23 protein-coding genes, 1 tRNA gene and 1 riboswitch are annotated in these 22766 nt (G+C 63.2%); of the genes, 6 read left to right on the top strand and 18 right to left on the bottom strand.

Annotated features, from left to right (window positions below):
* The coding region (locus IE083_RS10770; protein ID WP_189353604.1) for a hypothetical protein at positions 1 to 468 on the top strand (468 nt) is incomplete at its 5' end.
* A gap of 241 nt (positions 469 to 709) precedes the next feature.
* A complete protein-coding gene (locus IE083_RS10765) occupies positions 710 to 1246 on the top strand; it encodes a cysteine hydrolase family protein (protein WP_189353603.1) in 537 nt (178 codons plus the stop codon).
* Between the two features lie 6 nt (positions 1247 to 1252).
* Here the strand turns inward: IE083_RS10765 and IE083_RS10760 are convergent, their stop codons facing one another.
* The 3 genes from IE083_RS10760 to IE083_RS10750 all read right to left on the bottom strand — a co-directional run bounded on the left by IE083_RS10760 (position 1253) and on the right by IE083_RS10750 (position 3177).
* Entirely contained in the window at positions 1253 to 1966 is a 714-nt protein-coding gene (locus tag IE083_RS10760; RefSeq protein ID WP_189353602.1) for a uracil-DNA glycosylase, read from the bottom strand.
* 225 nt (positions 1967 to 2191) lie between these two features.
* Complete coding sequence (locus IE083_RS10755) at positions 2192 to 2521, bottom strand: rhodanese-like domain-containing protein (protein WP_373295187.1); 330 nt, start codon at positions 2519 to 2521, stop codon at positions 2192 to 2194.
* Positions 2518 to 3177: a protein-L-isoaspartate O-methyltransferase family protein gene (locus IE083_RS10750; RefSeq protein ID WP_189353600.1), complete on the bottom strand. Its 660-nt coding sequence runs from the start codon at positions 3175 to 3177 to the stop codon at positions 2518 to 2520. The genes IE083_RS10755 and IE083_RS10750 overlap by 4 nt, the downstream gene beginning before the upstream one ends.
* A gap of 128 nt (positions 3178 to 3305) precedes the next feature.
* Positions 3306 to 3443: riboswitch (TPP riboswitch) on the top strand.
* Positions 3444 to 3543: 100 nt separating this feature from the next.
* Between IE083_RS10750 and thiC the strand changes: the two genes are divergently transcribed.
* On the top strand, positions 3544 to 5448 hold the full coding sequence (gene thiC / locus IE083_RS10745) for a phosphomethylpyrimidine synthase ThiC (protein ID WP_189353599.1): 1905 nt from the start codon (positions 3544 to 3546) through the stop codon (positions 5446 to 5448).
* Between the two features lie 90 nt (positions 5449 to 5538).
* On the opposite strand, the gene IE083_RS10740 is transcribed toward thiC, so the two are convergent.
* On the bottom strand, positions 5539 to 5913 hold the full coding sequence (locus IE083_RS10740) for a hypothetical protein (protein ID WP_189353598.1): 375 nt from the start codon (positions 5911 to 5913) through the stop codon (positions 5539 to 5541).
* A gap of 460 nt (positions 5914 to 6373) precedes the next feature.
* On the opposite strand from IE083_RS10740, the gene IE083_RS10735 reads away from it, so the two are divergent.
* Positions 6374 to 8290: a tetratricopeptide repeat protein gene (locus IE083_RS10735; protein WP_189353597.1), complete on the top strand. Its 1917-nt coding sequence runs from the start codon at positions 6374 to 6376 to the stop codon at positions 8288 to 8290.
* Between the two features lie 76 nt (positions 8291 to 8366).
* Here IE083_RS10735 and IE083_RS10730 read toward each other — a convergent pair whose 3' ends face one another.
* From IE083_RS10730 to pyrB, 3 genes are all read right to left on the bottom strand, one after another.
* Positions 8367 to 9014, bottom strand: a complete 648-nt coding sequence (locus IE083_RS10730) for an Ivy family c-type lysozyme inhibitor (RefSeq protein ID WP_189353596.1) — start codon at positions 9012 to 9014, stop codon at positions 8367 to 8369.
* A 121-nt stretch (positions 9015 to 9135) separates the two neighbouring features.
* Positions 9136 to 9603 (bottom strand): aspartate carbamoyltransferase regulatory subunit, encoded by a 468-nt coding sequence (gene pyrI / locus IE083_RS10725; RefSeq protein WP_189353595.1) that lies wholly within the window; start codon positions 9601 to 9603, stop codon positions 9136 to 9138.
* 11 nt (positions 9604 to 9614) lie between these two features.
* Positions 9615 to 10535, bottom strand: coding sequence for an aspartate carbamoyltransferase (gene pyrB, locus IE083_RS10720; protein ID WP_189353594.1), 921 nt, complete (start codon positions 10533 to 10535; stop codon positions 9615 to 9617).
* A 29-nt stretch (positions 10536 to 10564) separates the two neighbouring features.
* On the opposite strand from pyrB, the gene IE083_RS10715 reads away from it, so the two are divergent.
* Complete coding sequence (locus IE083_RS10715) at positions 10565 to 10801, top strand: hypothetical protein (RefSeq protein ID WP_189353593.1); 237 nt, start codon at positions 10565 to 10567, stop codon at positions 10799 to 10801.
* Positions 10802 to 10849: 48 nt separating this feature from the next.
* Here IE083_RS10715 and IE083_RS10710 read toward each other — a convergent pair whose 3' ends face one another.
* Positions 10850 to 12928: a methyl-accepting chemotaxis protein gene (locus IE083_RS10710; RefSeq protein ID WP_189353592.1), complete on the bottom strand. Its 2079-nt coding sequence runs from the start codon at positions 12926 to 12928 to the stop codon at positions 10850 to 10852.
* 316 nt (positions 12929 to 13244) lie between these two features.
* On the opposite strand from IE083_RS10710, the gene IE083_RS10705 reads away from it, so the two are divergent.
* Complete coding sequence (locus IE083_RS10705) at positions 13245 to 14459, top strand: cyclic di-GMP phosphodiesterase (protein WP_189353591.1); 1215 nt, start codon at positions 13245 to 13247, stop codon at positions 14457 to 14459.
* 54 nt (positions 14460 to 14513) lie between these two features.
* Here the strand turns inward: IE083_RS10705 and IE083_RS10700 are convergent, their stop codons facing one another.
* From IE083_RS10700 to IE083_RS10655, 10 genes are all read right to left on the bottom strand, one after another.
* Positions 14514 to 15446, bottom strand: a complete 933-nt coding sequence (locus IE083_RS10700; RefSeq protein ID WP_189353590.1) for a GGDEF domain-containing protein — start codon at positions 15444 to 15446, stop codon at positions 14514 to 14516.
* Positions 15447 to 15607: 161 nt separating this feature from the next.
* On the bottom strand, positions 15608 to 15952 hold the full coding sequence (locus IE083_RS10695) for a nucleotide pyrophosphohydrolase (RefSeq protein WP_189353589.1): 345 nt from the start codon (positions 15950 to 15952) through the stop codon (positions 15608 to 15610).
* Positions 15953 to 16017: 65 nt separating this feature from the next.
* On the bottom strand, positions 16018 to 16347 hold the full coding sequence (locus IE083_RS10690) for a VF530 family protein (protein ID WP_189353588.1): 330 nt from the start codon (positions 16345 to 16347) through the stop codon (positions 16018 to 16020).
* Entirely contained in the window at positions 16344 to 16742 is a 399-nt protein-coding gene (locus tag IE083_RS10685) for a YkgJ family cysteine cluster protein (protein ID WP_189353587.1), read from the bottom strand. Before IE083_RS10685 ends, IE083_RS10690 begins: the two co-directional genes overlap by 4 nt.
* Before the next feature lie 237 nt (positions 16743 to 16979).
* Positions 16980 to 17054 (bottom strand) — tRNA-Thr (locus tag IE083_RS10680).
* Positions 17055 to 17106: 52 nt separating this feature from the next.
* The gene (locus IE083_RS10675; protein ID WP_189353586.1) at positions 17107 to 17892 is read right to left on the bottom strand and encodes a SapC family protein; all 786 of its coding nucleotides are present in this window, start codon (positions 17890 to 17892) and stop codon (positions 17107 to 17109) included.
* 128 nt (positions 17893 to 18020) lie between these two features.
* Positions 18021 to 19445: a trypsin-like serine protease gene (locus tag IE083_RS10670; RefSeq protein WP_229799716.1), complete on the bottom strand. Its 1425-nt coding sequence runs from the start codon at positions 19443 to 19445 to the stop codon at positions 18021 to 18023.
* Between the two features lie 192 nt (positions 19446 to 19637).
* Positions 19638 to 19889: a hypothetical protein gene (locus tag IE083_RS10665; protein WP_189353585.1), complete on the bottom strand. Its 252-nt coding sequence runs from the start codon at positions 19887 to 19889 to the stop codon at positions 19638 to 19640.
* 211 nt (positions 19890 to 20100) lie between these two features.
* Positions 20101 to 20520 (bottom strand): DUF4019 domain-containing protein, encoded by a 420-nt coding sequence (locus IE083_RS10660; protein WP_189353584.1) that lies wholly within the window; start codon positions 20518 to 20520, stop codon positions 20101 to 20103.
* Positions 20521 to 20749: 229 nt separating this feature from the next.
* A complete protein-coding gene (locus IE083_RS10655; protein ID WP_189353583.1) occupies positions 20750 to 22741 on the bottom strand; it encodes a peptidase U32 family protein in 1992 nt (663 codons plus the stop codon).
* Positions 22742 to 22766: the final 25 nt, after the last annotated feature.

Raw genomic sequence — 22766 nt, 5'->3', positions numbered from 1 at the left:
TGTGTTTTGGATGATCCGAATTATCTCATACGGCTCGTTAAGTCCGACAGGCTGCTAGGCAGTGTCCTAACATTCATCGTTATCGGGATGGCGGCCGATGGTGCCAACCATGCCTACATGACGACAAGCCGCGATCTGGTGTTGCTCTGCACACGACAATTAACGTTGCCAAGCCTGCTGCTCTTGATGCTCAGCGGCCTGGCCATGGCATGGCACAACAAGCCATACAAGCGACATTGGTTCTGGGCCAAAGTCCTATTGGCTGGCACCATGCTAGCCAACACCTTGTGGCTCATTGAGCCAGCCATCACAGACAGCCTCCGAGCACTTTCTACCCACAACACTACCGCGTTCGATGATGCCATCACCCGCGAAAGCATCTATGGAAGCATCAATCTGTTGCTATGTGCTGCGCTGGTTTTGCTGGGCTTGGCAAAGCGAAAACAGTTGGTTTCTCCGACAGGCTAAGCCAGTCGGCAAGAGAAAGCGGAAACCAGAGCAATCAGAATGCTATTCAATTGAAATAATGTGTTTCGCATGACAAGATGATCGCATGAAGCAAACCTGCGTTTTCACCACCACCGTCACCACCACGACCGCCAAGCGGGGTCGGGGAGGACGGTCGCTGCCGCACTGAAACTTGTCCACCCCGCCCTCCGGGCCGGGGTGCGTTGCTCCTGTCCGCGGGCCTTACCCGTCAGGAGTCACCATGTCCGATCCCGCCCGTAGTGCCTTGCTCATAATCGATATGCAGCATGGTCTGTACCATTCCCCTGACGCGCCGTGGCAACGCGAAACCGTGCTGGCCAATATCCAGCAACTGATCCACCAGGCCCATGCAACCGGTGCCCCGGTACTGGCCGCCCGTCACACTGGGCCGGCCGGCTCGCCCATCGCCGCAGGCAACGCGGCTTGGCAACTGTTGCCGGAGCTGCAGCTGGATCCGGCGCAGGATGTCATTTTCGACAAGACTCGGCCCGACTGCTTTACCGGAACTCTGCTGCAGGACTGGTTGCATGAGCGCGGGATACAACGGCTGGTGATCGCCGGCATGAAAACACAATACTGCGTGGATGCCACCTGCCGCTCGGCCAGCGACAGAGGACTGCAATGCTTGCTGGCCGCCGATGCCCATACCTGCATGGACACCTCGCAGCTGAGCGCCCGCCAGATCGTGGCCCATCACAACGCCACGCTGCACGGCGCCTTTGCCCAAGTCTTGCCCAGCAGCCAGATCGTGTTCTAGGCGCCTCTAGAACAGCCCGCCCTGCGCCGCCGCGCCGCCCCAGGCGATCTCGCCGCGGCCGCGCTCGGCCAGCCAGCGGTTGGCCTGCGAGAAATGGCGGCAGCCGAGAAAGCCGCGGCTGGCCGACAGCGGCGACGGGTGGGCCGCCTTCAGCACGCAGTGGCGGGCGGTGTCGATGCGCTCGGCCTTGGTGTGCGCCCAGTTGCCCCACAGCAGGAACACGCAGCCGGGGTTGGCCGCGTTCACCGCGTCGATCAGCGCGTCGGTGATCGCCTGCCAGCCGAGCTTGCCGTGGCTGCCGGCGCGGTCGGCTTCCACCGTCAGCGAGGCATTGAGCAGCAGCACACCCTGCTGCGCCCAGTGCGTCAGGTTGCCGCTGGCCGGCGGCGGCAGGCCGAGGTCGCCGAGCTGTTCCTTGTAGATGTTGCGCAGGCTGGGCGGGATCCTCACCCCGTCCGGCACCGAAAAGCTCAGCCCCATCGCCTCGCCGGCGCCGTGGTACGGGTCCTGGCCGATGATCACCACGCGGATGTCGGCCGGCGCCACGTGGCGCAGCGCGTTGAACACCAGCTCGCGCGGCGGATAGATCACCGCACCGGCGGCGGCACGGTCTGCCAGTTGCGCGTCGATCATTGACAGTTGCGCGCTGATGGCCGGCGTTGCCAGCAGCTGCTGCCAGTCGGTGGGCAGGGCGGCGAGGGCGGGGGCGAGGTAGTTCATGACAGGTCCTTGGTTTCCAGCCACGAAAAGACACGAACGAGTTCAGGCCGTAAGCGGTGAGCTGCGGCAGCAACCAATGGCGCCGGCGTCGCCCTGACGTCCGTCGCTGGGCGCGTTTTCCAGGCCGGCGCCCAGCGCTTGGGGCCTGATTTTTCGTGCCGTTTCGTGGGAGTGTGGCAAAAAGAAAGCCGCCCAGCGGGCGGCTCGGGTGCGGCCAACATGCGCCTAGTAGCGCGCCATCGCCGGCTCGACCTCGTCCGCCCACGCCGCCACGCCGCCGCGCAGGTTCAGCACCTGCTCGAAACCGGCATTGGCCAGGAACAGTCCGGCCTGGTAGCTGCGCACACCGTGATGACAGATGACTACCAGCGGGGTGTCATCCGGCAGCTCGTTGTGGCGCAGCGGGATCAGGTTCATCGGGATCTGGCGCGAGCCGGCGATGCGGCACAGCGCGTACTCCCAGTCCTCGCGCACATCGAGCAGCACCGGCTGCGGACGGGAGGTGTCAGCCAGCCAGTCGGCCAGCTCGCGGGCGTTGATTTCGCGGATCATCAGAAGCTGAAGCGTGACGGTTCGATCGCGTCCAGCTGCTGCAGGCGCGGCAGGTTGGTATCGAAGCTGACGCTTTCCTGGTACGCGGTTTCGGACACGCGGGTGATGATCTTGGCGACCATTACCGGCGCATCGCCGACGATCACCGCCAGGCGGCCACCGACAGCCAGCTGCGCCTTCAACGCTTCCGGCACCACCGGCACCGAGCCGCCGACGCAGATCACGTCGAACGGCGCCTGTGCCGCCAGGCCTTCGATGCCGTTGCCCTGGCTCAGCGTCACGTTCTTGATGCCGGCGGTCTTGAGGTTGGCCGCGGCGTGCTGCAGCTGCTGCGCGTCGATATCGATGCTGTACACATGCTGGCTGACGGCGGCCAGGAGCGCGGTCAGGTAGCCGCTGCCGGTACCGATTTCCAGTACCTTGTCGCTGGCTTTCACCTGCAGGTCCTGCACCAGACGGGCTTCGACCTTCGGCTCCAGCATGGTGCTGCCGTTGTCCAGCGGCAGCTGGGTATCGGCAAAGGCCAGCGCGCGCTTGTCGGTACCGACAAAATCTTCGCGTTTCACGTGGAACAGCAGATCGAGAATGGAGGTGTCGAGCACGTCCCACGGACGGATCTGTTGCTCAACCATATTGAAGCGGGCTTGTTCGAAATTCATCGGAAACTCCGGCTTGGATTCAAGACAATATCAAGGACGACTCTGAAAACCGGGCTGCCACAACCGGGCTTTCGCAACCGTCCGCACGATTGCTAACTTGCGATTATCCCACATTTACCTTACCTTCACAGCATCGCTAGGGGTCCTGCTCCGGCTTGTGTACCATCCGCGCCAAGGCGCCGGCGGACACTGGCCGCAGCGGGTGAGAGTCACCCTTCGAACCTGACCCGGATAATACCGGCGTAGGGAAGCGTAATCTGCCAGACACCGCACATCGTCATGCGTTCCCGCACCGGTCTGCGGCCAACCTGCAGCCGGGCATTCCGGGCCGCTCCTTGCGCCGTTCCATCGCACTGGAGAACCCCGATGAACGCGCCTGCCAAACTGAACGAACAAATGGTGGTGGATTCCGCCGCCATCCAGCCGCTACCCAACTCCCGCAAAATCTACGTCGAAGGCTCCCGCCCGGATATCCGCGTGCCGATGCGCGAGATCAGCCAGGCCGACACCCCGACCCAGTTCGGCGGCGAACGCAACCCGCCGATCTACGTCTACGATTGCAGCGGCCCGTACAGCGACCCGCAGGCCAGCATCGACATCCGCTCCGGCCTCGCCCCACTGCGTGCTGCCTGGATTGCCGAGCGCGACGATACCGAGCTGCTGGCCGGCCTCTCCAGCGACTACGGCCGCCAGCGCGAGGCCGACCCCAAGCTCGCCGACCTGCGCTTCGACCTGCAACGCAAACCGCGCCGCGCCAAGGTTGGCCGCAACGTCAGCCAGATGCACTACGCGCGTCAGGGCATCATCACCCCGGAAATGGAATACGTCGCCATCCGCGAAAACCTGAACCGCCAGGCGTATGTCGAATCGCTGCAGGCCACCGGCAACAGCCGCCTGCTGGAGCTGATGACGCGCCAGCACCCCGGCCACAGCTTCGGCGCCAACCTGCCGGAAACCATCACCGCCGAATTCGTGCGCCAGGAAATCGCCGCCGGCCGCGCCATCATCCCCAACAACATCAACCACCCGGAATCCGAGCCGATGATCATCGGCCGCAACTTCCTGGTGAAGATCAACGGCAACATCGGCAACAGCGCGGTAACGTCGTCGATCAGCGAAGAAGTGGACAAGATGACCTGGGGCATCCGCTGGGGCGCCGACACCATCATGGACCTGTCCACCGGCAAGAACATCCACGAAACCCGCGAGTGGATCCTGCGCAACTCGCCGGTACCGATCGGCACCGTGCCCATCTACCAGGCGCTGGAAAAGGTCAACGGCAAGGCCGAAGACCTGAGCTGGGAAATCTTCAAGGACACGCTGATCGAGCAGGCGGAGCAGGGCGTCGACTACTTCACCATCCACGCCGGCGTGCGCCTGCAGTACGTACCGCTGACCGCCGGCCGCATGACCGGCATCGTGTCGCGCGGCGGCTCGATCATGGCCAAGTGGTGTCTGGCACATCACCAGGAAAACTTCCTGTACACCCACTTCGAAGACATCTGCGAAATCATGAAGGCCTACGACGTGGCCTTCTCGCTAGGCGACGGCCTGCGTCCGGGTTCTGCCTGGGACGCCAACGACGCGGCGCAGCTGGGCGAGCTGAAGACCCTGGGCGAGCTGACCCAGATCGCGTGGAAACATGATGTGCAGGTAATGATCGAAGGCCCCGGCCACGTGCCGATGCAGCTGATCAAGGAGAACATGGACAAGGAGCTGGAGTGGTGCCACGAGGCGCCGTTCTACACCCTGGGGCCGCTGACCACCGACATCGCACCGGGCTACGACCACATCACCAGTGCCATCGGCGCGGCGCAGATCGGCTGGTACGGCACCGCCATGCTGTGCTACGTGACGCAGAAGGAACACCTGGGCCTGCCGAACAAGAACGATGTGAAGGAAGGCATCATCACCTACAAGCTGGCCGCCCACGCCGCCGATCTGGCCAAGGGCCATCCGGGCGCGCAGATCCGCGACAACGCGCTGTCCAAGGCGCGCTTCGAGTTCCGCTGGGAAGACCAGTTCAACCTCGGCCTCGATCCGGACAAGGCGCGCGAATTCCACGACGAGACGCTACCGAAAGACAGCGCCAAGGTGGCGCACTTCTGCAGTATGTGCGGCCCGCACTTCTGCTCGATGAAAATCACGCAGGATGTGCGCGAATTCGCCGCCAAACAGGGCATCAGCGATGAAGCGGCGTTGCAGAAGGGCATGCAAGTGAAGGCCATCGAGTTCGTGCAGGGCGGCGGCAAGCTGTACGACAAGGTGTAAGCCGGTTTTGCTTCACGTGAAACAATAAAGGTTGGCCGCAGCATGCGGCCAACCTTTTGTCGTCATGCGGCATGATCTGCCGTTTCAGCATCAGGCCTTGCGCCGGTAATTGACGCCGGGGAACACGCGGATGATGTCGTCGCCGCTTTGCGCCTTGCTGTCGGCTTCCAGCAGCTGCCAGTAGTGGTCGCCGTCGAACAGGTCGCGATAAACCGGGATACCGTCCTGGTAGAACATCAGGTGGTGGCCGATGAAATCGTCGAGCGGGCGCGGCGAGCTGTCGTCCTGCATCACGAACATCACCGCGGTACTGGGGGAGAGCTCGCGGATCTGCTCGCGGTCGGCCTGCCACAGCCCGACAAAAATCAGCAGTACCGAGAACATCAGCAGTGTCCAGGCCGCGGCGAGGGTGGACAGCACCGCCAGAATCGTCGCCCCGGTAAAGTAGAACCGACTGTCAAACATGATGCCCCCTGTGCCGTTATCCGCCATCCGGCCGCGGCGCAACCGGCGCCGAGATTTCATCATAGGCGAGGGCGACACACTTTTCTGCGGCATATCGGGCGTCATCTCCAAACCGCCGCCGCAGTAATTGCAAACCGGCCACCGGCCGCCATTACCTGTCCATGGACAAGGTACTGCCCGGACAGCATCCTTACCATCAAGCGACCGGTACGCCCGCAGTAATGGCCCACAAATAATGTCATAATCAAGCGCCAGTTCATGAAAGAGCCCCCGTGCACGCCATGGCTGCAACACTTTGCTATCAAATAGCCGCCAGCCGGCATGGACAATCCTTTAACGACTTCTGATTAGCCGTTAAACTAGCCGTTAATCATGCAGAATAAAATGTTACCCCGCGCGGATCCGGTTGCACTGCCCGCACACGATCGGCACGGCCTCTCTACAAAATGAAGAAACGCACATGAACAGACATTTTGCTACTTCCGTCCTTCTGACCGGCATGCTGCTGGCTGCGCCCGCGATGGCAGGTCTGAAAGAAGGCCGTCTTGCCTATGGCAAAGGGGATTTTGCCACCGCCCTGCAAGAGCTGACCCCGGTCGGCGAGCAGGGCAATCCGCGTGTTCAGCTGCTGCTGGGAGAGATGTACCGCAAGGGTCAGGGCGTGGTGCCGGATGCGGCCGAAGCCGCCCGCTGGTATGCCAGGGCCGCAACACAGGGTAATGTCGATGCCCAGCACAAACTGGGTGGCCTGTACGAGCACGGCCTCGGCGTACCGCAGGATTACGCCACCGCCGCCGGCTGGTACCAGAAGGCCGCGGCACAGGGCAGCACCGCCGCGCAGACCAGCCTCGGCCTGATGTACCAGTATGGCCGCGGCGTGCCGCAGGATCTGGCGCAGGCATCCGGCCTGTTCCAGCAGGCGGCGCGACAGGGCAACGCACTGGCGCGCACCCAACTGGCACAGATCGCGCAGAACGGCATCGGCGTAACACAAAACAGCAATCAGGCGGCGCTGCTGTTCCGCCGCGCGGCGGAACAGGGCAGCGCCGAGGCGCAATACCACTACGCCAGCATGCTGCTCGCCGGCAAGGGCGTGCCGCGCAATCTGATCGATGCTGCGCAGTGGCAGCACAAGGCCGCGCAGCAGGGTTACGCCCCGGCGCAGCACGCACTGGGCCTGATGTACCAGAACGGCCAGGGCATGCCGCAGGATCTGGCGGCCGCCGCGGTCTGGTTCGGCCGCGCCGCCGAGCAGGGCATCGCCGATGCCCAGTACGCGCTGGCGGTGCTGCAGCAGAACGGTCGCGGCACACCGCGCAACCTGGCGCTGGCGGCCAACTGGTATCGCAAGGCCGCCGAGCAGGGCCACACCAACGCGCAGACGGCGCTGGCCAGCCTGTACCAGAGCGGTCGCGGTGTGCCGAAGGACCCGGCACAGGCGCTGCAGTGGTACCAGAAGGGTGCCGAGCTGCAGGCCGCAAGCTGGTATCGCAAGGCCGCCGAGCAGGGCGATGCCGAGGCACAATACGGCCTGGGCGAGCTGTACGAAAAGGGCAACGGCGTGAACCCGGATCTGGCAGAGGCCGCCAGCTGGTACCAGAAAGCCGCGGTCCAGGATCACCTGCAGGCACAGAATGCGCTCGGCCAGCTGTATGAACAGGGGGCGGAAGTGCCGCAGAACCTCGGCGATGCCACCCAGTGGTATCGCAAGGCCGCCGAGCAGGGCGACATGAACGCACAGGCCAACCTCGGCCAGCTGTATGCGCAGGGCAAGGGCGTGCCGCAGGACGCCGGCCAGGCCGCGCTGTGGCTGCGCAAGGCGGCCGAGCAGGGCCATGCCGGCGCCCAGGCCAGCCTCGGCAACCTGTTCCGCCAGGGCCAGGGTGTGGAACAGGACTACTTCGACGCCGCGCAGTGGTACACCAAGGCCGCCAAGCAGGGCAACGCCGAAGCGCAATTCCAGCTCGGCAGCCTGTACGAAAACGGCCAGGGCGTGTCGCGTGACCTGAAACTGGCGCTCAGCTGGTACCGCAAGGCCGCCGCCAGGTACCAGGTCGATGCACTGAACAGCCTCGGCCACGCCTACACCGCCTACCGCTACCAGGGCATCCCGCACAACCCTGTGCTGGCCTACGCTCTGCACAACCTGGCACGGGCGCAGGGCAATGCGCAGGCCGCCAGCAAGCTGAACCAGCTGCAGCACGAGATGAAGCCGGAGCAGATCGCCAGTGCGCAGGAGCTGTCGCGACGCATGAACGTCGCCGGCCGCCTGCTGCCGGAACTGGATCGCCAGCTGAAGAGCAGCTCGCGCCGCAAGGCCGCCGGCAAGACCTTCCACGCCGCTTACAGCAAGAAGTCCTTGAAGCGCAAACGCTGAACCGCGCGCCGACAGCACAACGCCACGACCCCGGTCGTGGCGTTTTTCGTTGCGGCCAACCTTGTGCCGGCGCCGCTTACTGCCGCTGCAGGTTGCCGATGAAGGTGCGCACCTCGGCCGGCGCCTGCAACGGCGTGCCCTCGCTGGCGTAGACCTTCAGCAGGCCGTTCTCAATCAGCCCCGCCTCCAGCTTGCGCTGCGACACGTCGATCAGCAGGTAGGCGGCGCCATCCTGCGCCGCGTGGCGCTTGTTGCCGGTGACGAACAGCAGCCGGTCCTGCTGCAGCGGCCCCTGGGTATCCATGAAGCGCTTGAACTTGGCCAGATCCTTGCCCAGCAGCGCCGCCAGCGGTGCCGCCAGTGGTGGCTTGTCGAACAGACCGCTGTCGCGCGGATACTGGCCGACCTGCTTTTCCAGCACCGTCCAGTCGCCCTTGCCCTGCCACGCGCTGACCACCTCGCGCACCGCGCCGGCCTGCTGTTTCAGCTCTTCCACCTGCTGCTGCACCTTGGGCTGCAGCTCCCCGGCCAGCGTGCCGGCCTTGTCCAGCGCGGTCGCGGCCTGTTGTTTGATCCCGGCCAGCGGTGCGCTGGCCTGCTGCAGTTTGGCACCGGCCACGCCGATGGCGGCGGACGCGTCTTGTTGCAGCTTGCCGACCTGTTCCTCGCTACAGGCCAGCAACAGGGGCAGGCCGATCACAGCCAACAGCAGGGGACGCCACATGATGTTCTCCACGGGAAAATAAGCACTTGGAAGCCGCGCCGCGGCGGCGAGTTCCCGCCACAAGGTTGGCCGCAGCCATGAAAAAGGTGACAGCGGTTGCCCGCTGCCGACAGCGGCAGGCTTAGCGCACGTCGACCACGATGTCCTTGCTGAACACCTTCTCGCAATACTTGCACTTCATCTTGGTGTCGTGCTCGGTCACACGCACGCTGAAGTGGCTCTGCACCGGCTCCACGTGCGACACGCAGTTGGAGTTGGGGCAGGCAAAAATGCCTTCCACCGCGTCCGGGATCGCCAGCTTCTGCTTGCGCACCACGGCAAAATCCTCGATCACGCTGACGGTGCCGCGCGGCGCGAACAGCGCCAGCTCGTTGGCCTGTTCCTCGCTCAGCACCACGTTCTCGATCTTGATCAGATCCTTGCTGCCCATGTGGCCGCTGGGCAGGTTGAGGCCGACGGTGACGCGCTCGCGGTATTCCGCCAGCTGGAACAGGCGCAGGATGCGCAGCCCCTGGCCGGCCGGAATGTGGTCGATCACGGTGCCGGATTTCAGCGCCTCGACATTGCGGGCATACACTTTTTCAGTCATGGTTTTTCCTTTCACACCGTTTCGTTGAGCACCAGCGACAGCAGCGCCTGGCGGGCGTAGACACCGTTCTTGGCCTGCTCGAAGTAGTAGGCGTGCGGCGTGGCGTCGACGTCGGTGGTGATCTCGTCCACCCGTGGCAGCGGGTGCAGGATCTTCATGTTGGGGCGGGCGCTGCGCAGCATGTCGGCGCGCAGCACGAACTGGCCCTGGATCTTCTTGTACTCGGCCTCGTCGAAGCGCTCGCGCTGCACGCGGGTCATGTACAGGATGTCGATGTGCGGGATCACTTCCTCGATGGTGGCGGCGATGCTGTAGCTGATGCCGCGCTCGTCCAGCTCCTCGCACAGGTAGTCCGGCATCGCCAGCGCCTCCGGCCCGACGAAGTAGAATCTGGCGCCGAACAGCGACAGCGCCTGCGCCAGCGAGTGCACGGTGCGGCCGTATTTCAGGTCGCCGACGAAGGCCACGGTCAGGTTGTCGAGACGACCCTGGGTTTCCTGCAGCGTGAACAGATCGAGCAGCGTCTGCGACGGGTGCTGGTTGGCGCCATCGCCGCCGTTGATGATGGGCACCGTGGAAAACTCGCTGGCCACGCGCGCGGCACCTTCCTTCGGATGGCGCATGATGATGGCGTCGGTGTAGGAGCTGATGATGCGCACGGTATCGGCCAGGGTCTCGCCCTTCTTCGCCGAGGTGTTGGCGCCGTCGGCAAAGCCGATCACGTTGCCGCCCAGGCGCTGCACTGCGGTCTCGAACGACAGGCGGGTACGGGTCGACGGCTCGAAGAAGCAGGTCGCCAGCAGGCGGTCCTTCAGCAGGTCACCACGCGGCGCGGCCTTCAGTTGTGCCGCCGTCTGCACGACCAGTTCCAGCTCCTCGCGCGTGAAATCCGGTATCGAAATGATGTGCTTGCGATAAAGCGGGTTGGGCATGGCGGTCACCTTTGGCAATAACAGAATCAATGGCTGAAAAAAAAGCCCCTGATGCCGGATCAGGAGCTTCTTTGTATCTCAATGCAGCGGCCCGGCGTCGTATCGACCCCGTACCGGCAATGCCTGGCGACGCGCAGACAACGCAGCAGGGCAAGAAAGCGGGCAGGATAAGGGCGACATGGCGGGTCTCGCAAAGCAAACCGGCGGATTATACGAAAATCACCGCGCGCTGTCAGGCCAAACTATCAGGCCAAAGCGGGCAATAAAAAAACGCCGCCCATGGCGGGCGGCGTTGCGGGGATGGCGGGTGATGCTCAGAGACGGAAATTGCCGACCAGCGCTTCCAGGCTGGCGGACTGCTCGCGCAGCTGTTCTACCGCGGTGCGCACCTCGCGCACCACTTCGCTGTTGGACTGCGCCATGCTGCTGATGCGTTCCACGTTTTGTGCGATTTCCGATGCCGCATGCGACTGTTCTCGTGTCGATGCCGCGATATCACCGATATTGCCCACCAGATCAATACTTTTCTCGTAGACACCCTTCATCGCTATATTGGCTTCCTCGGCAATATCGACACTGACCGATACCAGCTCGCTGCTGCGTTTCACCTCGTCCACCGCATCGCTGGTCTCGCTGCCGATGGCGCTGACGATGCGGCTGATCTGCACCGTGGCCTCGGCGGTACGGCCGGCAAGGTTGCGCACCTCGTCCGCCACCACCGCAAAGCCGCGCCCCTGCTCGCCGGCGCGGGCCGCCTCGATCGCGGCATTCAGTGCCAGCAGGTTGGTCTGGTCGGCAATGTCCTTGATCACACCGACAATGGTGCTGACTTCCGCCGAACGGGCACCCAGCGCGCCCATGCGCCCGGCCAGCGCCTGCATATTGCTGGTCATGCGCTGGATCTCGCCGGTGACCTTGTCCACCGTCGCCACACTCTGCTCCGTCAGGACACCGGTTTCGCGCGCCATGCTCTCGGCCAGCAGCGCGGTATCGGCAATATGGTGCACGCTGACGGTAACCTGCTCCACGCCGGCGGCGGTGGCGCTGGCGGCGTCCGACTGCTGCGCCGACGACTGCTCCACCTGTACCGCGGAGTCGGCCAGCTGGCCGGCGGAACGGCTCACCGCCAGGCTCTGCTCGCGCACCTCGATGAACATCTCGCGCAGGCTCTCGATGAAGCGGTTGAAGGCGGCGGCGGTACGGCCGATTTCGTCACGGTTGCTGACCTGCAGGCGCAGCGTCAGGTCGCCCTTGCCACTGGCAAACTGCTCCATGGTTTCCGCCAGCGTGTTCAGCGGCCGTGTCAGGGTACGGATCAGCAGGGTCAGCACCAGGATGATCAGTGCCAGCGCGATGACGCCGACCACGATGGCGGTATTGCGCTGGCTGTTGGCGGCAGCGGTAATCGCCGCAGTCGGCACGCTGACACCGGCAGACCAGAACTGGCCGCTTGCCGCCACCTTGATCGGATAGAAGAAGTGGGTAAAGCCGCCATCCTCGTAGGAGAAGCTTTCCCCCTTCCTGATCTTGTCAAGGTTGGCCGCAAGCGGATCGCCACTGGCCACAGCCTTGCCGACCAGCTCTGCCTGCGGGTTGACCACGAACAGTCCGCCCTCGGACACCATGCGCACATAGCCGGTTTCATACAGGCGGATGCTGCCGAACTGCTTCTGCAGGTCGTCCAGCGCCAGATCGACCGCCGTTACCCCCAGCATCTTGCCGGCCGCATCCTTCATCACCACCGCCAGCGAGCTTTCCAGCACCTTCTTGCCCTGCACTTCGTAGAAGAACGGCTCGGTAATGGTGTCGCGGCCGCGCGATTTCGGCACGAAATAGAAATCGCCCCAGCCGGATTTTTCATAATCCGGCACATACTCGGTGAGCTTGTCCTGCCACTCCGGGAATTTCTCCACCCGGTCGCCGGACATCATCACGTCCAGCGCCGCCTTGCCGTTGCTGCCGCGCGTCAGATAGGGCGTGTAGCGCCCGGTCGGATCGTGCCTGGGCCAGTCGCGACGGAATTCGTCGTCGCGGCCATCCAGCGCACTCGGCTCCCAGATCATCCACATGCCGATAATGCCCGGCGCGTTGTCCAGCGCGCTGAGCAGGATGTTGTCGACCACCTTGCGGTCCACCGCCTGTGCGCGCTGCAGCCCCTGCACACTGGCGGCGACGCCGCGCGGGATGGCAAAACCGTTTTCCAGCTTGGCCTCGACACTGTCCGCCACGCGGCCAGCCTGTTCCGATGCCAGCCGGTTACCCTGTTCCACCGCTGCGTCATAACTTTGCTTGGCAATGATGGCGATCATCACTGCAAAACCGATTGCCACTGCTGCTGCGGCAACACCGATGATGCGGTTGCCCAGATGTCCCCAACGTGTACTCTGTTTCATACCCTGCACTCCTGTAGCTAGCAAAATCCGGTTTTTGTTTTAGATATTTGTGCCTAGCATATATCATATATTATAGCTATCACTACCATTTAAAAAAAATATAATATGCAGATTAATCTCTTTAAAAAGGCGTATTCAGTATTTATCATTGACTTACAAAGAAAAATAATGATAATTAATACCAAAACAATAAAATCCTGTGTGCAATTGCTGTCAAAATTCCCGTTAATATATCCGTAACCAAGCTGCCGCACCGTAACCAAACACACTGCTTGCAATGCGTTTGTTCCCGGACTGTACACCAAGAAGCCACGCCATGATCAAGTGTATTGATGTTGCCGATGTCAAGACCGGCATGTATGTGCATGACCTGAACTGCGACTGGAGCTCCCATCCGTTTTTCCGCAAGCGCTTCCAGATCAAGAGCGACACCGAAATCGCCAAGATCATCGAGGCCGGCATCCACGAGATTTACATCGACACCGAAAAGGGGCTGGACGTCAGCCATGCGCGCAGCGTGGACGAGGTCAACGCCAGCTTGCAGCAGCAGATGATCGAGGCGGTCACCGGCAAGCCGGCGCCGGCCATCACCTTGTCGTTTGCCGAGGAGCTGGGCCGCGCCAACCGCATCAAGAGCCAGGCGCACGCGCTGGTCAGGACCGTGATGCAAGATGTGCGCCTGGGACGCGCGGTAGAACTGGAGCAGGTCGAGCCGATGATCGAATCGATCACCGAATCGGTGCTCAGCAACAGCGGCGCGCTGCTGACGCTGCTGCGCATCAAGAACAAGGACGACTACACCTTCCTGCATTCGGTCAGCGTCGGCACGCTGATGATCGCCTTCTGCCACTCGGTGGGCATGGACACCGACACCATCCACCTCGCCGGGCTGGGCGGCATCCTGCACGATACCGGCAAGGCGCTGGTACCGGACGAAATCCTCAACAAGCCGGGGCGGCTGACCGAGGCGGAATTCGACATCATCAAGCGTCACCCGCGCGACGGCTTCGACATCCTCAGCCGTACCGAGGGCATCGGCGAGATCCCGCTCGACATCACCCTGCATCACCACGAACGCGTCGACGGCAGCGGCTACCCGCACAGGCTTAACGGCGACACCATCAGTACCCTGGCCAAGATGGCGGCCATCGTCGACGTCTACGATGCCATCACCGCCGACCGCTGCTACCACAAGGGCATGGCGCCGACCGATGCACTGCGCAAGATCTTCGAATGGTCGAAGTACCACTTCGACCCCAAGTTGGTGCAGGCCTTCATGCGCTGTGTCGGCATCTACCCGGTCGGTACGCTGGTGTTGCTGGAATCGGGCAAGCTGGGGGTGGTGATCGAGCAGCACCACAGCAACCTGCTGACGCCGAAGATCAAGGTGATGTACAGCAGCAGGAGCAATACCTACCTGCAGCCGGAGATCATCGACCTGTCGCGGCCGCTGGGCTTTGGCGGCGGCGACCGGATCGTGCGCCACGAGGCACCGGAGAAGTGGGGCATCAACCCCTTGCGTTTCATGTGAAACAACAACGGCCACCGGCAGACGCGGGTGGCCGTTTTGTCATGGTCGGCTCGCTTACAGCTGCTGCAGCTCGAACTGCCCGCCGCCGCGGCGCTTGGCGCGGTACATCGCCTGGTCGGCCTCGACCAGCACCTCGGCCGGCATCGCCGCGCCGCTCTTGAACAGGCAGACGCCCACCGACAGACCGAGCCGGTTCGGCGGCGACAGCTCGGCAAACGGCTGCTCCAGCGCCTGGATGATCTTGCCGGCCACCGCGCGCGCGCCGCTCTCGGTGACGCCTTCCAGCAGGATGGCGAACTCGTCGCCGCCGATGCGCGCCAGCAGGTCGGTGCCGCGCAAGGCCTGCTTCAGCCGCGCGGCAACCGCCGACAGCACCGCGTCGCCGGTGTCGTGCCCGTGAACGTCGTTGATCGGCTTGAAACGGTCGAGATCGATGAACAGCAACGCACACAGGCTGGCGGCGCTGTCTGCGGCCAACCTTTCCAGTTTCAGTTCCAGATAGCGGCGGTTGGCGAGATTGGTCAGCGCGTCGCGGTGCGCCATCTCCAGCAGGTGGCCTTGCAGCAGCTGCAGGCGCTGCGCCTCCTGGCGCTGGCGAGTGACGTCGTGGCGGGTCTGCAGCACGCCATCCACCTTGCCGCTGGCATCACACAGCGGTGTCAGCGTGAACTGGTAGTGTCCCGGCTTGCCATCAGCCTGCGGCAGGCTCAGCTCCGTACTCTGCGGCGCGGCCGTGGCCAGCACCCGGGCGAAGCTGTCGGCATCCAGCCCCGGCAGCATCACCGATGCCAGCGGTACGCCGGCAGCCAGCTGCTGTAATACCGGCTGCGCATCGGGACAGCACTGCGCGGCGTGATTGGCAAATTCCAGCTGCCCGCACCCGTCAAACAGCAGCACCGGGTAAGGCAGTGCCATGAACAGCTGCTGCAGGCGGGCGGCAGACGACAGTGAGACAGTGTGGAAAGACAGCGTGTCGGCTTGGTTCATCGGTCGGGATCTGGCGGCAAACACAATGGGCCAGCTTAGCACAGGCTAAGCCAACGGCATGATGAATCACCACTATTACACTGGATAGAAAATCGTACGGTTTTTAATAATCACCAGTTTCAATAAACAACATTAATATTTGGCGACAAAACTGTGGCTATTTATTCCCGCCCGGCGGCCGGGTATTTCAGCGCATTCTTGTGCAGCTTGTCCTGCAGCGCGTGGTCGAGATCAACGCCGCAGACATCGGCCAGCCGCACCAGGTACATCATCACGTCGGCGATTTCCTCCTGTAGCCGCTCGAAGGCCTGCGGCTCGTCCGCCATCGCCGCTGCCTCGGCATCCGTGCGCCACTGGAACAGCTCCGCCAGCTCGCCCACCTCGCCGGTCAGCGCCAGCATCAGGTTGCGCGGGGTGTGGAAACGCTGCCAGTCGCGCTCGGCGGCAAACTGGCGTTGTGCGGCGATCAGGCCGCGGGCATCGAGCAATACGGCGGGCACGGTCATTGGCGGCTCCTTGCGTGAAAAAGCCGCGACGCGTGTCGCGGCCGGATGGTTTGCCGGCAGCCGGCTCAGGCGTCGTCGGTCGGCGGCGTCTTGCGGGCAAACAGGATGGTCGGCGCCCTGGCCGCACCGTGGCCGGCCGGCGTGGGCGCGGCGGCTTTCGGCGCCAGGGTGCGCTTCGGCTTCTTCAGCTGCAGATACAGCGCCTCCACCTTGTCGCGCGCCCACGGCGTGCGACGCAGGAAGGCGAGGCTGGACTTGATGCTCGGCTCGTGGCTGAAGCAGCGCACCGCAATGCGGCTGGCCAGGCCATCCCAGCCGTAGTGGGCGTGCAGCTCGGTCAGCATCGCTTCCAGCGTCACGCCGTGCAGCGGATTGTTGCTTTGTTTGTCGCTCATGTACTCACCTTGCGGCCATGCTGCGGATTACGGGTGTAGGCGCAAAACCCCGGCCGCGGGCCGACCTGCGGGTGATTGCGGCAGGTATTCGGCCGCAGCGCGTAGATGCTGCACAGCCGGGTTTTCTGGTCCAGATACTGGCAATCGCCGTTGGCGCGCTGCGTCAGCGTGAACATGCCGCTCTTGAAGTTGAAATGCTGGATGATGCGCTGCTTTTCCAGACGTTTGGCGATGTTCTTGATAGGCTCGCCCAGCTCGAACTCGTCCACCACGCCGATGCGCACCAGATCCGGCAGCTTCACTTCCACCGGCATGCTGCAACAGCTGCCCATGCAGTCGCTGCACAGGCCGTTCTTGTACTTTACCCACGTATCGAGGCGCTCGATATCGGCCACACTGATTCCTTAAAACCTTGATTCGGCAGCATTTCCGCCACCGCAATGAAAAACAGCGGATTGTAGCGCAATCCGCTGCTGCCATTGTGCTGTTTGTCGGCCGGTGCTGCATCATCCCCCGTGGCAAGGCACTGATGCTCCGGCTGGCAAGCGCCGCTACCGGCCCCGTAATGCAAAAACCCGAAGCGCAGGCTTCGGGTTTTTGCGGCCAGTACCGGCTGGCGTAAATGCGGCTGCTGGTGCCCATGGGCAGAATTGAACTGCCGACCTCTCCCTTACCAAGGGAGTGCTCTACCCCTGAGCTACATGGGCGCTCAAACAGGGAGCGCGATCATATCACCGCCCCCCTCACTCCGCAAGCGCGTCAGAATGTGCCGAAGCTCAGCGTCTCGCTACCACTCATGAACGACAAATCCAGCTCTTTGGACGCCTGGCTTGCAGCCAGTTGCTGCCGTGCCGCCACCAGCTGCCGTGCCCGTTCGCCAAGATGCGCCAGATGCTGCATCGACAGCAACTGGCAATACACCATGACCAGGGCGCCGCTCTGGCGCAGGCGTTCGAACTGCTCTGCCGGCAGGCTGTTCAATGCCGTCTCGTCGATGCGGTAAATGCCGGTCAGCTGCTTATCCTGCGCGCCGTCCTTGACGGTAATCGGCCAGGGGGCAAGCAGGCCCAGCTCGCCAAGCAGTGCCGTCAACTGCATGGTACGGGCACGATCCTGCTCGCAAGCCTGGAGAAACCCCGCCAATTGCGAGAGAAAAGGCGCGGTAGTGCCGTCTTCGGCAAAGAAAGCCTCGCCGCTATCCGCCAGCAAGCCGCTTTCCATGTCAAAACACAGGACAAACTGCCCGTTACCGGCAAGAGCCGAACGGAACGGATAAGCCCGGTAGGCGGCAGGAACATACGGCAGCAGCCAGCGTCCATCTGCCGCCACATGAAGATTCTGCCCCGGCTGCAAACCCTGCAGCGCCACGGGCATGAACTGACCGGATTCGGCCATGAACGCAATCGGCATGCACGTCACCGCCTTGGGCATCTCCTGTGCCAGCAGTGCACAGACAGCCTCCTGCCCGGCAAAGGCGTAGCTGCTCGTACGCTGCCAAAACTTGCCGGCAAATGCCTGCCGGCTGACTGGCTGGAATAGTGCCATGATCAGCTCTCCCTGTTGCGGCGGCAGACCGCCCTTGCGGCAACGGCCATGCGGATGGTAATGGTCGACATCAAGATACTCCGGCAACAAGCAAAAACGACATTCTAGCAAAAAGCCTGCGGCCAACCTCAGCTGCTCGCAAGCAGCCAGCCGTCATCGTCAACAATGGTACGCATCGCCGACAGGGTAAGCACACCGGCACCGAAACTGCCGCCTACCGGATTGAACACATCGAGATAGAACGTCTCGTCTGCCTCCGGCAGCGCATCGCCCAGGATTTCTACCGGGATTACCGCCTTGTTCTCGCCGGGGTACAACACCAGCCGGCCGCTGACCGCCAGATAATCCTCACCGGCCACGGCACTGCCATCACGCGAACAGTAATCGACACTCAGCCACTGCTGCGGATCACTGCGTACCCCGGTAAATTCCAGCAGAAAATAGGCAAGTGATGCCCCGTCATGCCCTTCGGTAACATGGCGCACCACGCTGGCCGCCGTGTCCGGAGCATCCTGATATTGCGCACGCAGGCTCTGGTCTATCCACTGCTGGTAGAAGCTGACCCGTTGCCAGGCCGCCATCTCGCCAAAACCGGCATTATTGGCAACCTGATCGTAATCCGGTGCGATGGCGCCGGCCGACAGGCTCGCGCCATAACTGGCCACGCCCGCAACCTTGCCCGCCAGGAAAGCCGGGCCGCCGCTATCACCCGATGTCAGATTGCCCTCGTCTTCTGCATAACCACGCTCATGGATACCGAGAAAACGGCCCAGTGCATCCTGTGACTGCAGACCATTATCAAAATCCGCCAGCAACTGGCTGCCCATCAGCGGCTGCCAGCCCATCACCGGGCCCAGAGACTGTTTCAGGATGGCCGGGTCGGCATCAAAACGGTTGATGCCCCACTGGCGAACCGGGTCGCCGTCATAGGACTCGTCCATGCCATTACGGCCGGTACCCGGCACGCCATAGCCGGCAAAAACAAATCCCTGCAACAGTTCATCGTCATCCCGGTAAATATCGTAACGCTCCGCAGCCAGCGGAGCCGCCTCTGCCAGCCAGACCAGCGCCAGATCATTGTTGCCGTTGCTGTCATAGCCAGGGTGCAGCAGCACCCTGTCCACCGCCACGGTCTGGCTGCCGGAAGCCGTTTCGAAATGCACACTCGCCCCACCACCCTGCGTGCCAAAGGCATGGGCGACCACATGGGCGGCCGTCAGCACGGCATGACCATCAAACAGCAGTGCCCCGCTGCCATAAAAACCACCTGCAGAAACCCGCACCACACCATCCCAGCCCTCTGCCGTGGACGCCCGGTTTTTTCCGGTACTGTAAGACTGTACGGTGGCAACCATGCTCACTCCCGTGACTAAAGGCGCCAGTCTGACAGCAAATGGCAAACCCGGTAAACCACAACGGAAAGCCTGCCGGCTTGCGGCCAACCTTTGGCATGTGATCTCGGTAAACATCAGCACCGTCGCCCGGATAAGCGACAGCGCATCCGGGAAAGGCGACCGCTCAAGCGGCAGGGTTGCTTGCCCTGGGATGGACATCACACCTCCCCGGATGCGCCTGCGGCTTATCCGGGCTACACGTGTCACCCGCCCGAAGAACGGTGCAACGCCCCGATAAAGCCGGGGTGTTGCACCCTACGGTTGTGGATAAGTCACACCCACAAGCCACACCGTCAGCCAAAACCGCACCGACGCGCCCATTCCCGTTGGCGCAAGCCGTGGAAACTGTCGTCATCCCGGAAACAAGCCGCCCTCTTTTGAGCGCAGCGGATGGGCGGCGCCGGGATGGCGGCGGTTTTCGCGGGAATGCTTGCGCCTCCGGGTCGCCTTTTCTTTGGATACTTTCTTTTGGCGAAGCAAAAGAAAGTATCCCGCCGCCGCGCGGAAAGCGGCAGATAAAAAATTTCCGCGCAGCGGATGCAACACATCAAAAAAGGTTGGCCGAAAAGCTGTTATCGCTTGCGGCCAACCTTGCTCATTCATTCGCGGTAAACGTTGGGCGCTGTACCCGCCGCGGCTGGGTTTGTCCGCCCGAGTGCGTTGCTTCGTGGATTTCCTGAGTGGGCACTTCGCCGCCGCCTCAATGGCCATGCGCCCCTCACTGCCCTGGTGAAATACCTCCAGCGGCGTGAGTTTGACGTTGAAAGTACCGATTGCCTGTATGTTGCTGTCTCCTGAGAGGGCCTACCCGGCCCTAGTTGATAAAGTAGCCGGCAACCCGCCAGCTGCCATCCGCTTCGCGTTGCGGCGTTACCGTTTCGATTGCCTCGGCACGGTTGTCGAAGCGGGCGCGGTACTGGATGACCACGTAGTCGCCGGGCGGCGCGCCCGGCAAGGTATGGGCCGGCACGGCGGATTGCAGCGTGCGCGCCTGCAGCTTGCCCAGCGGAGTTCGCGCGCGGTGCAGCGCATCCAGCCACTGTTGCTGGCTGATGGATGACTTGAACAGCGCGGCAGCCTGCTGCCAGCTGGCGGCAAAATCATTGCTGTCGATCAGCGCGAGCCAGGTGCGGGCGGCGCTATCGGCCGCCTGTATGTCGGGGAGACTGGCGGCGTGGCCGGCATTGGCACACAGGCAGCCTGCCAGCAGGACGGGTAATAGTTGGCGTTTCATGGTGTGGGTTCCGGATGCTGTTGTGTGCGGGCGGTGCGGGTGGCGGGCATGGCAGCCACCATAACCGAATCCGCCGGGCGGCTCCATCCTGATGGCATTTTTGTTGATGATGGATCGCGGCCCGTGCCCTGCGTGAAGCATCGTCTGCAAAGCACAAGGGCAAGCCATCCGGCTTGCCCTTGTTGTTTGTCTATAACCCTGCGGCCAACGTTGGCCGCATGCACCTACCTTACGACACAGGCCGCTGCTTGAAGAAGGTGATCGGCGCCGTCGCCGGGATCTCGGAGGGCGGCGCCGATTTCAGCACGTGCTTCTTCATCTTGCCCATCACGTGCATCTCGCACGAGCGGCATTCGAATTTCAGGGTGTAGGTCTCGTCGCCGGATTTCAGCACCATCGGGTCGGCGCGCACCTGGCCCATCACGCCCTTCACGCCCTTGGCCTGCTTCGGACACAGGTTGTAGGAGAAGCGCAGGCAGTGCTTGGTGATCATCAGCGACACTTCGCCTTCTTCCTGGTGCGCCTCGTAGGCCGGTGCTATCACTTCCACGCCGTGTTGCTTGTAGAAATCCCAAGCCTTGGCGTTGTAGACGTTGGCGAGGTAGCTGAGGTTTTTTTCCGGATACGGCACCGGCGGCTGTACCGGCGCCTTGCGCGGCTGGCGCGGCCATGCGGCCAACCTTGCGGCTTCCAGTTTTTCCACCGCGTCGCGGCGCAGCGCGTTGATCACCGACGACGGCACGAACCACGGCTGTGCCAGGTTCAGCGCCACGTCGTTGGCCACGAACAGGGTGTTGCCGAGCTTGGCGACGGCGTCGCGCAGGCTGGCTTCGGCGCGGGCGGCGTCCTTGGCCGGCTCCAGCGCCAGTTGCGCGTGGGCGGTGGCGCTGCAGCCGTCTTCGTCGGTGACGGTCAGCGCCAGGCCGTCGGCGGTCTGGTCCAGGTTCAGCCACACGCCGATGCGGCGTTCTGCCGATTTTTTCAGCAGCGACAGCTCCCACGCGTGGTCGCGGTTGCGGCTGATGTGGGTGCCGGGCTTGAGGCCGGCCAGCACCGCCGGGTCGTTGGGCACGCAGCGCCACAGCCGCTCGCCGCCCGGCACGTGGCCGACCTGCTGCACGGTGTTGAGCTGCATGCCGACGACTTCGCGCTTCTTCATGTAGTTGATGCCATCGCCGTTGGCCATGGTCTCTGCGGTCGCGATCTCCAGCCAGTTGTCGCCGACCCGGTGCACGCTGCCCAGCTCGACGCCGACGAATTTCGGCGAGTCGAAGGCGCCGATGTCGATCTTGCGGCCGGTGGCGAAGTAGTCGGTGGCGCCGCGGTGGAAGGTCTTGTCCGGATCGGGCGCGAAGTAGATTTCGCTGCTGCCGCTGGAGGCGGGCGCCAGTTCCGGGCGGCGCTCGATGATTTCGTCGAGCAGCAGGCGGTAGTGGGCGGTGATGTTCTTGACGTAGCTGACGTCCTTGTAGCGGCCTTCGATCTTCAGCGAGCGCACGCCGGCGTCGAGCAGCGCTTCGAGGTTGCGGCTCTGGTTGTTGTCCTTCATCGACAGCAGGTGCTTGTCGAAGGCGACCACGCCGCCTTTTTCGTCGGTGAGGGTGTAGGGCAGGCGACAGGCCTGCGAGCAGTCGCCACGGTTGGCGCTGCGGCCGTTGTCGGCGTGACTGATGTAGCACTGGCCGGAGAAGGCGACGCACAGTGCGCCGTGGATGAAGTATTCGATGGCCGCGGGATCGTTTGCACTGGCGCCGACGTTGGCCGCAATGGCGCGGATCTGCGGGATGGTCAGCTCGCGCGCCAGCACGATCTGGCTGAAGCCGGCATCGGACAAAAAGCGCGCCTTGGCGGCGTCGCGGATGTCGCACTGGGTGGAGGCGTGCAGCTGGATAGGCGGCAGGTCCAGCTGCAGGATGCCCATGTCCTGCACGATCAGCGCGTCGACACCGGCGTCGTACAGTTGCCAGATCAGCGTGCGCGCGGCGTCCAGCTCGGCGTCGTGCAGGATGGTGTTGAGCGTGGTGAAGATGCGCGCGTGGTAGCGGTGGGCAAACTGCACCAGCCCGGCGATCTCGGCCACGCTGTTACAGGCGTTGTGCCGCGCACCAAAGCTCGGCCCGCCGATATAGACCGCGTCCGCACCGTGCAAAATCGCCTCGCGGCCGATATCGATGTTCTTGGCGGGGGACAACAGCTCGACCTGGTGCGGCAACAGACTCATGAATACTTCCTGCGGTGGGTGGGGG

The sequence above is a fragment of the Vogesella fluminis genome (genome assembly GCF_014652335.1).
Lineage (GTDB): Bacteria > Pseudomonadota > Gammaproteobacteria > Burkholderiales > Chromobacteriaceae > Vogesella > Vogesella fluminis.
Note: the sequence above shows the minus strand (reverse complement) of the source record. Positions and strands in the feature narration are given on the sequence as shown.